Annotated in this window: 19 protein-coding genes; all 19 read right to left on the reverse strand. The window is 71.3% G+C overall.

The window, feature by feature from the left end:
• Positions 1-128: 128 nt before the first annotated feature.
• The 19 genes from BMH31_RS01940 to BMH31_RS02030 all read right to left on the reverse strand — a co-directional run bounded on the left by BMH31_RS01940 (position 129) and on the right by BMH31_RS02030 (position 14,005).
• A complete protein-coding gene (locus BMH31_RS01940) occupies positions 129-1,274 on the reverse strand; it encodes a hydroxymethylglutaryl-CoA synthase (protein WP_099723039.1) in 1,146 nt (381 codons plus the stop codon).
• Positions 1,271-2,338, reverse strand: a complete 1,068-nt coding sequence (locus BMH31_RS01945) for a hydroxymethylglutaryl-CoA reductase (RefSeq protein WP_099723037.1) — start codon at positions 2,336-2,338, stop codon at positions 1,271-1,273. Before BMH31_RS01945 ends, BMH31_RS01940 begins: the two co-directional genes overlap by 4 nt.
• A 55-nt stretch (positions 2,339-2,393) precedes the next feature.
• Positions 2,394-3,527, reverse strand: coding sequence for a type 2 isopentenyl-diphosphate Delta-isomerase (gene fni / locus BMH31_RS01950; protein WP_099723036.1), 1,134 nt, complete (start codon positions 3,525-3,527; stop codon positions 2,394-2,396).
• Positions 3,517-4,611 carry a phosphomevalonate kinase gene (locus BMH31_RS01955; protein WP_099723034.1) on the reverse strand — a complete coding sequence of 365 codons (1,095 nt, stop codon included), beginning with the start codon at positions 4,609-4,611 and terminating at the stop codon, positions 3,517-3,519. Before BMH31_RS01955 ends, fni begins: the two co-directional genes overlap by 11 nt.
• Entirely contained in the window at positions 4,608-5,600 is a 993-nt protein-coding gene (mvaD, locus tag BMH31_RS01960) for a diphosphomevalonate decarboxylase (protein WP_099723033.1), read from the reverse strand. The genes BMH31_RS01955 and mvaD overlap by 4 nt, the downstream gene beginning before the upstream one ends.
• On the reverse strand, positions 5,597-6,610 hold the full coding sequence (gene mvk / locus BMH31_RS01965; protein ID WP_099723031.1) for a mevalonate kinase: 1,014 nt from the start codon (positions 6,608-6,610) through the stop codon (positions 5,597-5,599). The genes mvaD and mvk overlap by 4 nt, the downstream gene beginning before the upstream one ends.
• Before the next feature lie 195 nt (positions 6,611-6,805).
• Entirely contained in the window at positions 6,806-7,654 is an 849-nt protein-coding gene (locus tag BMH31_RS01970) for a phosphosulfolactate synthase (RefSeq protein ID WP_099723029.1), read from the reverse strand.
• Positions 7,655-7,685: 31 nt separating this feature from the next.
• Positions 7,686-9,077, reverse strand: a complete 1,392-nt coding sequence (locus BMH31_RS01975; protein ID WP_099723027.1) for an MmgE/PrpD family protein — start codon at positions 9,075-9,077, stop codon at positions 7,686-7,688.
• Positions 9,078-9,228: 151 nt separating this feature from the next.
• Positions 9,229-9,588: a hypothetical protein gene (locus BMH31_RS01980; protein ID WP_099723026.1), complete on the reverse strand. Its 360-nt coding sequence runs from the start codon at positions 9,586-9,588 to the stop codon at positions 9,229-9,231.
• Entirely contained in the window at positions 9,585-10,205 is a 621-nt protein-coding gene (locus BMH31_RS01985; protein WP_099723100.1) for an Asp23/Gls24 family envelope stress response protein, read from the reverse strand. The genes BMH31_RS01980 and BMH31_RS01985 overlap by 4 nt, the downstream gene beginning before the upstream one ends.
• Positions 10,202-10,768, reverse strand: coding sequence for a sigma-70 family RNA polymerase sigma factor (locus BMH31_RS01990; RefSeq protein ID WP_099723025.1), 567 nt, complete (start codon positions 10,766-10,768; stop codon positions 10,202-10,204). Before BMH31_RS01990 ends, BMH31_RS01985 begins: the two co-directional genes overlap by 4 nt.
• 114 nt (positions 10,769-10,882) lie before the next feature.
• On the reverse strand, positions 10,883-11,149 hold the full coding sequence (locus tag BMH31_RS01995; protein WP_099723024.1) for a GlsB/YeaQ/YmgE family stress response membrane protein: 267 nt from the start codon (positions 11,147-11,149) through the stop codon (positions 10,883-10,885).
• A gap of 70 nt (positions 11,150-11,219) precedes the next feature.
• Positions 11,220-11,393 (reverse strand): CsbD family protein, encoded by a 174-nt coding sequence (locus tag BMH31_RS02000; protein WP_099723022.1) that lies wholly within the window; start codon positions 11,391-11,393, stop codon positions 11,220-11,222.
• Between the two features lie 77 nt (positions 11,394-11,470).
• The gene (locus tag BMH31_RS02005) at positions 11,471-11,686 is read right to left on the reverse strand and encodes a hypothetical protein (protein WP_099723021.1); all 216 of its coding nucleotides are present in this window, start codon (positions 11,684-11,686) and stop codon (positions 11,471-11,473) included.
• 36 nt (positions 11,687-11,722) lie between these two features.
• Positions 11,723-12,340 carry a hypothetical protein gene (locus BMH31_RS02010; RefSeq protein WP_099723019.1) on the reverse strand — a complete coding sequence of 206 codons (618 nt, stop codon included), beginning with the start codon at positions 12,338-12,340 and terminating at the stop codon, positions 11,723-11,725.
• Positions 12,337-12,918, reverse strand: coding sequence for a DUF6286 domain-containing protein (locus tag BMH31_RS02015; RefSeq protein WP_099723017.1), 582 nt, complete (start codon positions 12,916-12,918; stop codon positions 12,337-12,339). The genes BMH31_RS02010 and BMH31_RS02015 overlap by 4 nt, the downstream gene beginning before the upstream one ends.
• On the reverse strand, positions 12,919-13,308 hold the full coding sequence (locus BMH31_RS02020; RefSeq protein WP_099723015.1) for an NTP pyrophosphohydrolase: 390 nt from the start codon (positions 13,306-13,308) through the stop codon (positions 12,919-12,921). It lies immediately after the preceding gene.
• A complete protein-coding gene (locus BMH31_RS02025) occupies positions 13,305-13,496 on the reverse strand; it encodes a DUF2273 domain-containing protein (RefSeq protein WP_099723013.1) in 192 nt (63 codons plus the stop codon). The genes BMH31_RS02020 and BMH31_RS02025 overlap by 4 nt, the downstream gene beginning before the upstream one ends.
• Positions 13,493-14,005, reverse strand: a complete 513-nt coding sequence (locus BMH31_RS02030; protein WP_099723011.1) for an Asp23/Gls24 family envelope stress response protein — start codon at positions 14,003-14,005, stop codon at positions 13,493-13,495. Before BMH31_RS02030 ends, BMH31_RS02025 begins: the two co-directional genes overlap by 4 nt.
• Between the last annotated feature and the right edge of the window lie 45 nt (positions 14,006-14,050).

The raw sequence follows: 14,050 nt of genomic DNA on the forward strand, positions 1-14,050 counted from the left end.
CCAGGCGCCCGAAACGCACTCAGCCGGATCCGGGCGCTCAGCCGGATCGGATCACGGGGATCCGTCCGGCTGAGCGCTCAGGTCCGGCTGAGCGAACGCGCGAGCGGGGCTCGTCGAGCGGCGCCCGTCTATCGGCGCTCGTAGCGGCGTGCGCTGCCCTGGATCCCGGCGAAGCGGAACGGGGCCTCGGTGATGCGGGGCGTCTCGATGTCCTGCGCGCTCGGCAGTTCGCGGGCGTGCAGCTCGCGGTACGCGTCGATGGTCAGCGGCACTCGGGCGTCGAGGACGGCGGTGAAGCGGTCGGAGCGCGAAGCTGCGCCCGGCTGCACGACGCCGGTGAGGAACTCGCTCACGCTGCCCGAGCCGTAGCTGAAGAGGCCGAGGCGCTTGCCCGCGAGGTCGGTCTCGTGATCGAGCACCGACGCGACGCCCGCGTAGAGCGACGCCGTGTAGGCGTTCCCGAGGCGGCGGTTGTAGATCGCGCCGGGCACGAGCCCGTCGTCGCCGAGGTCGACGCCGAGGTGCTCGCCGAGGCGGGCCTGCGCCTTGCGCGCCATCTTCGTGTAGGGCTGGTGGTAGACGAGGCGGTCGATGTCGCCGATCGCCGGGCCGCCGTGCGCGGCGAGGTCGTCCCAGGCGCCGGTGAGGGCGTCGAGGTAGGCCGAGATCGAGAGGCGGCCGTCGACGATCGCGGTCGTCGAGTCGTTGGGCCGCCAGAAGTCGTCGACATCGTCCGAGAATAGGCCGGAGGCGGGCTCGATCTCGACGAGTGCGGGATCGGCCGAGATGAGCATGGCGGCGGCTCCGGCGCCCTGCGTGGGCTCGCCGGGGGAGTCGAGCGCGTAGCGGGCGATGTCGCTCGCGATCACGAGCACGCGCTCGCGCGGGTTGCGCTGCACGATGCCGACGGCGGCCTGGATCGCGGCGGTGCCGCCGTAGCAGGCCTGCTTGATCTCGGCGACGCGCACCTGCGCGGGCAGCCCGAGCAGCTTGTGCACGAAGACGCCGGCGGCCTTCGAGTGGTCGAGGCCGGACTCGGTCGCGAAGAGCAGCGTGCGCACGCCGTCCATGCCGTTGCGGTCGAGCAGCGCGAGGGCCGCTGTGGCGCCCATCGTCACGATGTCCTCGTCGGGCGCGGGGAAGCTCATCTCGTCCTGGCCGAGCCCCAGACGGTACTTGTCGGGGTCGACTCCGGTGCGCTCGGCGAGGACGCCGAGGTCGAGGAGGTGATGCGTGGTCGCCAGCTCCAGATCGTGGATACCGATCGCGGTCATGCCTGCTGTGCTCCGTTCCGTTCGATGCGCAGGTGCGCAGCCATCAGTTCGCCGGGGTTCGTCTGCGCGGCGATGAGCGAGAGCTCGCCGCACAGCACCGTGGCGGCCATGAGCTCGGCCAGGCGGCGGGCGTTCTCGCCCGGTTCGCGATCCTCGCGGCAGCCGATGCGGGTCAGCGCCTCCTCGATGTGGGGGAGGTGCTTGCCGTTGCCGACGGTGCCGACGATGAGGTGCGGGATCGTGCACGAGAAGTACAGGCCGTCCTCGCGGTTCTCGGCGTAGGTGATGCCCTGCGAGCCCTCGACGATGTTGGCGGCGTCCTGGCCGGTGGCGAGGTAGAAGCCGAGCAGCATGTTGGCGTAGTGCGCGTTGGCCGAACGGAGTGCGCCCGCGATGGTGCTGCCCACGAGGTTCTTGCGCACGACCAGGTCGACGACGCGCTGTGCGTCGGTGCGCAGGCCGCTCGCCACGAGCTCGTGGGGGATCAGGATCTCGGCGACGACGCTGCGTCCGCGTCCGAGGATCCCGTTGACGGCGGTCGCCTTCTTGTCGGAGCAGAAGTTGCCCGAGATGGAGCCGTACTCGATCTCGAGGCCCCACGACAGGATCCGCTCCATGAGCGCGTCGGCCGCGTTGGTGACCATGTTGTGGCCAGAGGCGTCGCCCGTGGTGAAGGCGAAGCGCACGAAGAGCAGGTTGCCGACGATCTCGGGGTGTGCCTCGAGCAGCTTCGCGTGCCGGCTGCCGGCCGAGACGACCTCCTGCAGCTCGCCGAAGCGCTCCTCGATGGTCTGCGAGGCGATCTGGGCGCTCACGGCGCCGCGCGCGGTGAACAGCACGGAGCGGGTCATGCGCTCGCCGGTGACGACCGTGCGGATCCCGCCCTCGACGGCGCGCGAGACGCGCGCACCGCGGCCGACCGACGGCCACAGCGGGGTCTCGTACGTGGCGAGGGGGACCGAGATCTCGCCGGAGACCGAGGACCCCGTGATCCGGATCGGGCCGACCCAGCTGGTCGGGATCTCGGTGACGGTCTCGCGGTGGGTGGAGTCGGGGACGCTCATGGCTTCCTTCGGGAGAGAGGGGTGAGGTTCGGGTGGCCGGGGCGGTGCGCGCGGGTCATGCGCGGGGCGCCTCGGAGCGGGAGGCGAGGCCACGGAGGTCAACGCCGCGGTCGGTGCAGAATTCCCGGAGCCGGCCGCGGAGCACGAGATCGGTGGCGAGCAGCTCGTCGCGGGTCGTCGCACCGAGCAGCGCGTAGACGGCGCGCGTGCGGGTCTTCCAGTCCTCGACGAGGGCGATGAGGCGCTCCGCGCCGCCGCCGGTGCCGTCGGGGCCGATCGCTTCGAGGAACGCACCGGCGACGCCCACGGCGCGCGCGCCGGCGGCCAGAGCCTTGACGACGTCGTAGGGGGTGCGGACCCCGCCCGACGCCAGCAGCGTGGGAGCGGATGCGGGAGCGTCGAGCAGGCTCGCGAGCGCCGACTGGCCGAAACCGGTCAGCATCGCGTACTCGCCGGCCTCGCGCCGGGCGTTCTCGATGCGCAGGAAATCGGTGCCGCCGCGGCCGCTCACGTCGGCGAGACGCACGCCGATGTCGGCGAGCCGACGCAGCGTCGCGCGGCTCAGACCGAAGCCGACCTCCTTGACGATCACGGGCACGGGCGATGCGGCCGCGAGCTGCTCGACGGACGACAGCCACGAGGAGAAGTCCCGGGAGCCCTCGGGCATCACCGTCTCCTGCACCGCGTTGACGTGCACCTGCAGCGCGTCCGCGCCGAGCAGCTCGACCGCGCGGGGCGCGTCGGTGGCGGGGCGGCCGACACCGACGTTCGCCATGACGAAGCCGTCGGGGTTCTCGGCGCGGATCACCGCGAAGCCGCGCGCCGCATCGGGGTCGTCGAGGGCGACCGAAACGGATCCGCAGGCCATCGGCATGCCGGTCTCGCGCGCGGCGATCGCGAGCTCGCGGTTGATCCGCGTGGTGCGCTCGGTGCCGCCCGTCATCCCGTTCACGTAGAACGGGGTCCGCCAGTGCCACTCTCCGGCGTCGTGCCGGGCACCGGCGCCGAACGGGATCGTCACCCCGAGGTCGATGCGGTCGGCGTCGACGCCGCCGAGCGCCTGGTGCACGAAGTCGAGCTCGTCGAACTCGTTGCGCGCGGCCGCGCCGCGCTGCTCGAGCGCGAGGTCGACGTGCTCGTCCTTGCGGGCCGCTCGGGTTCCCGGGACCTCGCGGTGATCAGAATGCATCGATGCCTCCTGATGCGGGGTGCGGGGCGAGGCTGAGGCGACGGATATCGTTCGCCTCCCACTCGCGCAGGATCGGATCGGTCGAGAGCTCTGCGTTCGCGAGCACGATACCGCAGTCGCCGCCGCCGGCGCCGGACGGCTTGCCCGCCGCGCCGTGCCGTTCGGCGATATCGCAGAGCGCGCGCAGCTGCGAGGTCTCGATCGTGATCCCGGAGGTCTCGCTCAGGCGCTGCAGCACCCGGCGCGCGCGGCCGATCACCTCAGGAGCTCCCGAGCCGCGCCGCTCGAACGCCGCGACCAGGTCGTCGACGCAGGACCGGCTGTCGGTGCTGAATTCGGGGTACGGCTGCAGCGGGCGGCGCGAGTCGGCGTGCCGCACCTGCTCGACGAGGCGCTCGGTGGAGGCCGGGGATCCGGTCCAGCCGACGAGCAGCTGCAGGGAGTCGGGGTTCGGCAGCCGCGCGACCCCGCAGCCCGCCCACTCGGCCGTCGCCGCGAGCGTCGCGGCGACGCCGTGCACGGCCCTGTGCGTGCGGAGCGCGCCCCGGTCGGGCGAGGAGTAGCGGATCCAGCCGCCGAAGGTGCTCGCCGCCAGGTCGCCGCCGGAAGCCGCGGGCGCGACCTCGCAGGTCGCCAGCAGGGCGAGCTTGAAGCGCTCGGTGCGGGTGAGGTCGAGGCCGTAGAACTCGTCGAGCGCAGCCACGACCGCGACGGTGACCGCGGCGGAGGAGCCGAGGCCGAATTTGCGCCCGCTCACGTCGTCGAGTTCGCTGCCGATATCGAGGTCGTAGTAGCGCGGGGGCAGCCGCAGCTCGGAGCGCAGCTGCTCGACCGCGGTGATCGCCGCGAAGACGTAGTCCGACGGCTGGTGCTCGATCACGATCCGGTCGCTCGCGTCGTCGCGCACCCAGACGAGCGGCGAGCGGCCGTAGGCGCTCGACCGCACCCGGCCGACCTCGGAACCCTCGGTCAGTCGCACCGTGATGTAGCGGTCGACGGCGACGATCACGGCGGGCTGCCCGGGGTCCACGACGGCGTATTCGCCGGCGATGTAGAGCTTGCCCGGCGCGCGGTGCTCGATCATGCGGTCGCCCCGGTCGCACCGGTCGCCCCGGCGTGCGCGGGGACCAGTTCTGCGCCCGCGCCCGGGCCCACGAGGCGAACCGAGCCGAAGCCCTGCAGCGCGGCGGCCAGATCCTCCGCCTGCTCCGGGCGGACGATCACGGCCACGTTGGGGCCCGCGTCGGCGGTGGAGTACGCCTCGAGGCCCATTTCGCGCAGCGCGGCGACGGCGTCGAAGATCGCGATGCTCGCGGGCGCCAGGTAGCGGATGGGTGGGTCGCAGGCCTGGATCACGGCGTGCATGCGCAGCGCGTGAGACTCGGTGATGCGGCCCACGCGGGTGAAGTCGTCGGCCGCGCAGGCCTCGAGCATCGCCGCGAGGGATTCTTCGGTCGACGAGATCCACGCGGGGAAGAACGGGGAGGTGAGCGCCGAGCGGCGCATGGCCGCGCGGCTCGAGACGGCCTTCTGCCCCGTGTCGACCGTGACGATGACCATGCGCATGTCGGGGCCCGTCACGGCCTCCGCGTAGGAGCTCGCGTCGTCGCCCGCGTGCCAGACGGCGAGGCCGGGCACGAGGCTGCGCGAGGCGGAGCCGGATCCGCGGCGGGCGAGGCGGCTGAGGTCGCGCTGGTCGAGATCGAGCCCGTAGGCGCTCGCCGCGGCGGTCGCGAGCGCCGCGAAGCCCGACGCGGAGGAGGCGAGGCCGGCGCCGGTGGGCGCCTCGTTGGTCGAGACGACCGAGGCGCGGGTCTCGGATCCCGCGAGCTCGCGCACGCGGTCGAGGAACCGGGTCACCCGGCCGGTCGCGTCGGCGGAGGCCGCGGAGCCGTTCAGTGCGAAGGCGTCGGCGTCCGCCGCGCCGTCGAGCGAGACGGTCGTGGTGGTGGGGAACGCATCGAGCGTCAGCGACAGGCTGCCCGCGACGGGGAGGATCAGATCCTCGTCCTGCTTGCCCCAGTACTTGACCAGAGCGATGTTCGGGAAAGCGCGAGCTGTAGCGGTCGTCATGCGGCGGGTACCTCCACGGTCCAGGTGCGTTCGGCGCCGGCGCGGCGCATGGCCGCCCCGATCCGGTCTGCGTGCGCGTCGTCGTCGGCGACCGCGATCACGCAGCCCCCGAGCCCGCCGCCGGTGAGCTTCGCGCCGGCCGCGCCGGCCGCGCGCGCGGCCTCGGCGATCGCGTCGAGTCGTTCGGAGCTGACGCCCACGCGGTTCAGGATCCCGTGCGCCTCGGTCATCGCCGCGCCGATCGCCGTGCGGTCGCCCGCGGCGAGCTCGGCGATCGATCCCTCGGCGATCTCGGCGAGACGGGAGAGCAGCGCATCGGTCGACTCGGGTTCCCGTTCGCGCAGGGCCTGCACCGAACCGACGGCTTTCGCGGTCGAGCCCGGGTGGCCGGAGTCCGCGAAGGCGAGCGTGAGCGGTGCGCCGATGCGGATCGGGGCGACCGCGCCGCGATTGAAGCGGATGGCGCCGGTCGCCGCGACGGTGCGGGCGTCGATGCCGCTCGGGGTCCCGTGCGCGACCTTCTCGGCGGTCTGGATCAGGTCGAACAGCGTCTCGTCGTCGAGCTCGCTTCCCGCGAGGTCGAATGCGGCGCGCGCGATCGCGGCGGCCACCGCAGCGCTCGACCCGAGCCCGCGCTCGTGGGGAATGGAGCTGCGGATCCGCACGGTGGCGCCCTGCGCATCGGTGCCGTGCGCGAGCCCGCCGAGCCCGGCGCGCTCCAGCGAGGCGCGGATCGCCGTGACCACCGGGGCGAGGCGCGCGGGCGCGTCCTCGACGGGGCCGGTGAAGAGGGAGCTCTCGAGGCGGAGGCCCGGTGCGCCGCGCTCGATCACGGCCTCCGCGGTCAGACTGTCGACCGGGATCGCGATCGCCGGAGCCCCGTAGACCACGGCGTGCTCGCCGAACAGGATCGCCTTGGCGTGCGATGCGCCGACCCCGCGGAGCGGTGCGCGTGAGGGGGACGGGGGCGCCGGGGCGTCGCTCGTCTCCGCATCGGGGGTCAGGGGCATTCGGATCCGTTCCAGTCGACCCGGGAGGGCGATTTGACCCCCGGGCACACGTGAAGAGGGCCGGACTGCCCCGTCCCTCTCCGCCTCAAATCTCTTACGATACGCCCGTCTGCCGAAAGATGCGACCCGGCCGGCCGCCCCGTGCGGGGTGGCCGGCCGGAAAATACCAGGTCGGATCGGATATCGGTGACTCGATCAGCTCTCGGCGGACGGGGCCGGATTGATCACCCGGCCCCAGGTGCTCTTGTTGCCCCAGATGTTCTGCCGCAGACCCTCCAGCTGGAGCACCTGGCTATGGTCGACGAAGAGGTTCACCTCGTTGCCGTAGTTCTTGACGTACCACTCGAACACGGGGCCGTCGGCGGCCTCGAACATCACGTTCTCGAGCCCGAGCCCGTTGATCACGGAGGCCGCCGCGCCCGTGTTCCACTCGCGCACGTTCTCGGTGATGCCCTCGGACTCGATCATGATGATCGAGGCGCCGGCGTCGAGCGCCCGCCGCCCGCGGTCGATGAGGTCGCCGATGTCCTTCGCGCTCTCGGCGGCGAGCTCGGCCTCGCCCGAGTCGCCGCCGGATCCGATCTGGATCCCGAGCTCGGGCTTCGCCTTCAGCCCGGCTTTCACGACCTTGTCGACGAGACGGAGCAGGCCCGAGGTGTTGAGCATGATGAAGCCGGTCGAGATCTCGATCACGTCGAACCCGACCTCCTTCGCCTCCTTCAGATAGTGATCGACCGCGTCGTCGCCGTAGCGGAGCACGGTCTCGATCCAGCCGCCCGATGACACGTAGGAGCCGTGCTCGTGGGCGATGTCGCTGAAGGCGCGCACCTGGTCCTGCGGGAGCAGGGCGAAGGAGCCGCCCGCCCACTTGATGCCGTCGACCCACTGGCCGGCGACGTCGAACACGTCCTGCAGGTGCCGGGTGCCGAACGTGTTGTAGTACGGGGCGCGGATCTCCGTGATGCCGAAGGTGCGCGGCTTCGCCGGGCGGTAGGCGCGGGGGACGAAGTTGAAGGAGACGTCGTGGGGGACTGCGGTGCTCATGGGAGCTCCTTTCTGCGATGGGTCGATTCGGTCAGTGGGCGCTGCGTGCGCTGCTGCGGGTGCGCGGGACACGGGCGAGCGCCGCGGTCAGTTCGCGGGTGCTGCGCCGGTCGAGCTCGCGCACGATCCCGGCGATCTCGTCGCGCAGCTCCGCATCCGCGAAGGGCGACGCGAGCGCGTCGAACTTCGTGCGCGCGGCCTCCCAATCGAGGGGGTTGTCGTGGAAGCCGTGGTAGCTGTCCTGCGAGGAGCGGAACACCGTGCCGTCGGCCAGCTCGACCTCGAGGTCGGCGGGCATGTGCGCGGGGAACCGGGCCGAGAGCTCGTCGCTGGGCGTGATCACGACGCGGGTCATGAGGCCCTGCACGTCGGCCGCGACGATGCGCTCGGGGGCGTACTGCTCGGGCGTCAGCCGGCCGTCGAGCAGCACGGCGGCGAGCATCCAGGGGAGCGAGTGGTCGGCCTCCTCCTTCGTGCGGACGAGCCGCTTGTCGCCTTCCTCGCCGCCTCCGATGATGGAGTGCGCGACGTCGAAGGTCGTCAGCCGCACCTGGGCGATCGCGCGCGGGGTGAAGCCGTCCTGAGCGCGGATGTCCTGGGCCGCGTCGAGCGCCGACTGCGAATGGATCTCTGCGTTGTGCTTCTTGACGATGGTGCGGCGGACCCGCTCCAGGTCCTCGCGGGACCAGTCGAGGTCGAAGGGGCCCGAAACCGAGTCCTTGAAACCCTTGTTCCCCTCGAACACCGCCTCGGGGCCCGTGATCCCGCGGCCGGCGAGGAGCGCGGCGAAGGTGCCGGTCTGCGAGACGTGCGGATAGGCGAGCCCCTTCCAATGGCTGAGATTGCCGGTGCGGGTGACGCGGAGCGCGACGTTCGCGGTTCCGGCGATGGCGACCGCGTTCGTGGTCTGCTCCTCGGTGAGGCGAAGCGCCTTGGCAGCTCCCGCGGCAACCGCGAACGCACCCTGCGTGGTGTGATCGAAGCCGCGGGCGCGCACGGGCGCCTCGTCGGAGAGACGCGTGTGCACCTGGTACGCGACCGCGAGCGCCGTGAGGAGCTCGGCCCCGGTGGCGTCGACGGACTCGGCGGCGGCGAGCACTGCGCCCAGATTGTCGGAGGGGTGGTTCGTCTCGCCGGGGGCGAGGCAGGAATCCATGAAATCGAGGTAGCGGCTGAGCGCGCTGTTGAAGAAGGCGGCGCGCTCGGGGCTGGTCGCGCCGCCGCCGATGAGGGTTGCGGTGGGCGTGCCGCCGAGGTCTTCGAGGAGCCCGCGGATCGCCGCGATCGGTTCGGCGTCGAGGGCTCCGATCGCGACCCCGAGGGTGTCGATCACGCGGATCTTGAGTTGCTCGAGCGCCTCCGGACTCAGGTCTTCGATGCGCGCGCGGCCCACGAAACGGGCGAGATTCTGCACTTCGGTCATGCCTCGACTCCAATCATCCGATGAAAGTTAGGATTACCTTCATTAGACGCCCGAACTATCTCGACGTCAAGATAGTTTTTCTGTGAGCGCACTCGGATTCGAGGAGTACTGGGTGCAGAGTCTGCGGTCCGCGCGAGGCCGGACCCGGAAGCTAGCGGGACGGAACTGGGGCGGGGTCCTCGTCGATGTGGACGACGGTGAGCCGGATCTCGATCGGGGAGAGGCCCCGTTCGCTGCAGAGCGCGGAGATCGCCGCGTGCGTCCGGTGGGCGGTCTCAGCGGCTCCCGCGTCCGCGCGCACGCCGATCGCCACTTCGACCTGCGTGCGGTCCGCGCCGTGCTCGCAGCGCACCAGGGGGTCTCGGTCCGCTGGGTCTCCGAGCGCCTCGGCGCTCGCGCCGACCAGCTTCGAGAGGATCCCCCCGGTCCGGAATACCCCGCTCACTCCGGGAACGGCGCGTACGGCGGTCTCGAGGTCCGCGGCGATCGGCTGATCCGTCGAATTGCTCACCGTTGTCCTTCCGTCGGGTTCGGCAGTCCATGAAGGTCGCGCACCTCGATATCGATCGCGCTCACGTTCAGGGTGGTATGGCTCTTCAGGCGTCGTTCGATCTCGGTCCGGAGACGTCGGACGAGATCGGGGATCGGCACCCCGTAGGGGGCGCTGAGCTCGACGCGGACCCGCACGGGCGATCCGGGCACCGTGACTTCTCCGTCGAACAGGCATCTGCCGACGACGGCCCCTGGGGCGGCCCGCTCCGCGGCGCGGATGGCTCCCCGGAGCGCCCCCTCGGTGAGTCCCAGGTCGGCGTCCGACGTCGGATCGGTGATCGGGATGCGGCGACCGGATCGTGCATCGAGGGCGATGCCCGAGAGGATCGACTGCACCCAGCTCTCGCTCGGTTCCGGCTCCTCCTCGGCGTCGGCGGCTAGGAGATCGGGAGTCAGTTCCCGGAGCCGGGCGAGCGCTTCCAGCGCGATCCGGCATCCGGCCGAGCGCTCGATCGATGGGTTGATCGGGGTCCGGTCGGACTCGAGGTACTCGAAGAGCTCCTCGATGGTGTGCCCGTCGAGATCCTCGGGCTCCGTCGCCAGACTTCGGAGGTCCGGGCTGTCGTGTTCGTTCATCGCCACTGCTCCATCCGAATAATGATGTCTTTTCGTGCCCGAGCGAGCAATCCGCGGACCGTCGATACCGGAACGTCGAGTTCCGCAGCGATCTCGTCGTAGGAATAGTCGCCCAGCTCTCGGAGCACCCAGCATTCGCGCTGGGCTTCGGGAAGCCGGGTGATCGCATCGCCCAACGCGGCGATGCCGGCCCGTGCTTCGGCTCTGCGGGGCGGGGTCATTCGCTCTGGGGCGGGGAGGTCCATCTCGCCGAGGTCCGAATGCGCTTTCGTCGCGCGGATGCGGTCGAAGGCTTTCCGTCCGGTGATCCGGATGAGCCATGCCCGCACTCGTGCGCGGTCCTCCAGCCCGTCCAGCTGGTCCCAGGCGGCGAGAAAGGCCTCCTGCACCACGTCATCGACTTCCGAAGAGCCGGGCAGGAGCCTTCGCGCGTACGCGCGCATGATGGGCGCGTGCCTCCGCACGAGGACCGCGAAGGCGTCCGGGTCGCCGTCGGCGGCGCGGTCGGCGAGGATCTCGTCGTCGGCTTCGGTCAGTGGACTGCGGTAACGGTCACTGGTCATGCGTCATCCCCCTCGGACGAAGGGCGCCTCAGAGCAGAGGGGCCATCGGGCGGGATCGCCACCCGTATCCCCATCCTGTCTTCGGGGCGCCCGGGAGTCCAGGGATATGCATTTTTAGCCTTTTGCGCGTTTCCCGGTGAACAGGCCGTAAACGAGCAGCACGAGAACCGATCCCCCGATCGCGAGGAGCCAGGTCGAGAGATTGAAGAAGCCCTGCAGGTTCACGTTGAAGATCAGGCCGCCGAGCCAACCGCCGAGCATCGCACCGACCACGCCGAGGAGCAGGGTGACGAACCACCCGCCGCCCTGCTTGCCGGGGAGGATGAACTTGGCGGTCGCGCCGGCGATCAGACCGAGGAGGAGGAAGCTGAAGAAGCCCATGAGAACATTCCTTTCAGACGGGTCGAGCGGGGGCGCCGGGGCGGACGGGTCGCCCGCCCCGGCGGAACGGTTACTTCTTGAACAGGTCCTTCGCGTCCGCGACGGTGTCCTTGACGGTTCCCTTCGCCTGTTCGGCCTTGCCTTCGGCGATGAGCTCGTCGTTGTCCGTCACCTTGCCGACGGTCTCCTTCAGTTGGCCCGCCGCCTTCTCGGCGGCGGCCTTGATCTTGTCTCCAGCGCTCATGATGCGCTCCTCTCTTCAGCGGACCGCCGCTTTCCGGGCGGTCACGGGTATTCGGGCGGAGCATCGCTCCGTCGTGATCAGCTGCCGAGGAAGTTCTTCCGAGCCCGCTCGAGGGACTTCCTCGCGTTCTTCGCCATGCGCTTCCGCGATTTCCTCGCCTCCGGATCGGTCCAGAGCCGTTCGAGCTGGTGCCGCAGGTCCTCGTAGTTCTTGCCGCGGGACTTCGCGGACTCGACGCCGACGAGATAGCCGGCGATCGCGACGACCGCGATGATCAACAGGTTCTTGCGCATGGAATCGTTCCTTTCGTCAGGCCCCGCCGCGCGGGGTCAGTTCACTCGGGACTCGTCCGCCGCGATGCGGGAACGCAGCCCCGACCGGATGGTGACGAGCGTGGGGGTCCGTCGCCCGAGCAGCGCGTCGAGGCGGTCGAGCAGGGGCGACACCGTTTCGGCGACACTGACGGGCGACACGTTCTGCCGCGGGGTGACCGTGACCTGCAGCACATCGGCCCCGCGCAGTCTGCGGGTGCTCACCCGCGAGGCGAGGATCTCGTCGTGCGCGTCCAGCGAGCGGGTGATCAGGTCCGCGGCGAAGCCCTGGTGGATCGTCACCGGCCCCTGCACGCCCGCGCCGCGCTCGTCGCGTATCACCGTGCTGCTCCGCCCGCCGCCGAGACGCGAGAGGACGACGGCGGCGAAGGCGACCACCACCACGAGCAGCAGCAGGATCGCCAGGACGAACCAGCTCACCGAGGTCGAGTCCGACAGGCGCGTCGCACGGTCGGCGTCCCGCATCCAGGCGATCGCGGCCGAACTCCAGTCCGACCAGGCCGTTCCGGCCGGGGACCAGGCCGCCACCGCCGCCGCGCCGCCGCCGAGCCCGAGCAGGGTCGCACCGACGACGAGCAGGACGACTCGATTGAGTCCGCGGTTCGTCGCGTTCATGATGCGTCCTCCTGATCTGCACTGCGCAGCACGCGCGCTCGGACCTTCACCCGGGGCCGGAGCGCGTAGGCGTCGAGCTCCTCCTCGGCGACGGCGCGCACGCGGGCGCGTTCCATCGACTGGCCGGGCTCCGGCCGCACGGTCACATCGGCGCTCCGGTGACCGATCCCGACGACGACCGCCCCCTTCGAGAGATCGAGTTCGCGCCGTACCCGCTCCGCGACCGCCGACGCGATCACGCCGTTGTCGGTGATCAGCGCGCGGTCGGTGCCGCCCAGCTCGTGCTTCGGCCGACGGCCGGGGGCGACCGCGAGCCAGACCAGCACCAGCCCGAGGACCGCCGCGGCGATCCCGACGGGCAGCGTCACGGACTGCGGATGCTCGGGGAGCTCTCGGAGCCAGTTCAGGGCCGCGCCGGGCGCGACCAGCAGCGGATCCGCGCCGAGCAGATGCAGGACGATCTCGACGCCCACCGCGATCACCGCCAGGGCGACGACCACGAGGACGGCGGCGGCCGCGGCCGTTCTCGGAGAATGGAGTTCGCGTCGGACGACGCGGTGCAGCACCGAGTTCGACATCTATCTCACCCGCTTTCGTTCGGGGATGATCGCTCCGGTCACGGTGAACGACACCCGGCGGACCTCGCGGCCGGTCAGGCGCTCGACATCGGCCGCGAGGCCGGTCTGCAGCGCCCGCACGCGATCGACGATCGGCATGATCGCCTCGCCCGGTTCCGCGGTCTCGAGATCAGGAACGGGGAGCTTCGCGGCGATCCGCACGGCGAGCCCCCCGCCCCACTCGACCACCTCGACGTTCACGTCGTCCCGCGGGACACCGATCGCGACCGCGGCGGCCTCCCGCACGACCTTGTCGATGACGCGCTCTCGGACCCGCACGGTGCCCGAGGGGCGCGAAACGGGGGCGAGTACCCCTACGGGCGCCGGGGGCGCGACGGTCGATGCGCTCATGACGACGTTCGCCTCCCGCTGAACGCTCCGGCGAGCGCGCGGAGGTCCAGCTGACCGGACATCACCCGTCCGATGAGCGCACCGAGCAGCATGAGCAGCGCGACCAGGAGGAATCCCCAGAATCCGAAGATCAGCGCGGCGAAGGCGAGCACCGCGCCGATCGCGGCTCCGGTCAGCGTCGCGTTCATGAGACGCGCGACTCGTCGTCACCGTCGTCGTCGGTGGGCAGGTGCACGTCGTTCACGTCGACGTTCACCTCGACGACCTCGAGCCCCACGAGCCGGGTGATCGCTGTCGTGACCGCGGTGCGGACGTTCTCGGCGACCTCCTGGATCGGGGCCGGGTAGTCGACCACGATGGTGATGTCGGCGGCGGCCTGCGTCTCGCCCACCTCGACCTTGACGCCCTGGGTGAGGTCGGTCGCGTTGACCGCGTCCCGAATCGCGCCGAGTGCGCGAGCGCCGCCGCCGCCGAGGGCGTGCACGCCGGCGACCTCGCGCGCCGCGATGCCCGCGACCTTCGCGACGACGCCCTCGGCGATCGTCGTGCGGCCGGCCGAGGACCCGGCCTCGGCGGTCTGGCGCGGCGTCGCGGGAGCGCGATCCACGCGCGTCGAGCCCGCGGCGCGCTTCGCGCCGGGGGAGTCCGCCGGGCCCGTGCCGGAAACTGCAGCCGTGTTCGTCTCATCCGTAGCCATCAGAACTACCTCCACAATCACGGGCGCGGCCCGGGGCCGCGCCGT

The organism is Leucobacter sp. OLIS6 (assembly GCF_002752355.1).
In the GTDB taxonomy this organism is placed as follows: domain Bacteria; phylum Actinomycetota; class Actinomycetes; order Actinomycetales; family Microbacteriaceae; genus Leucobacter.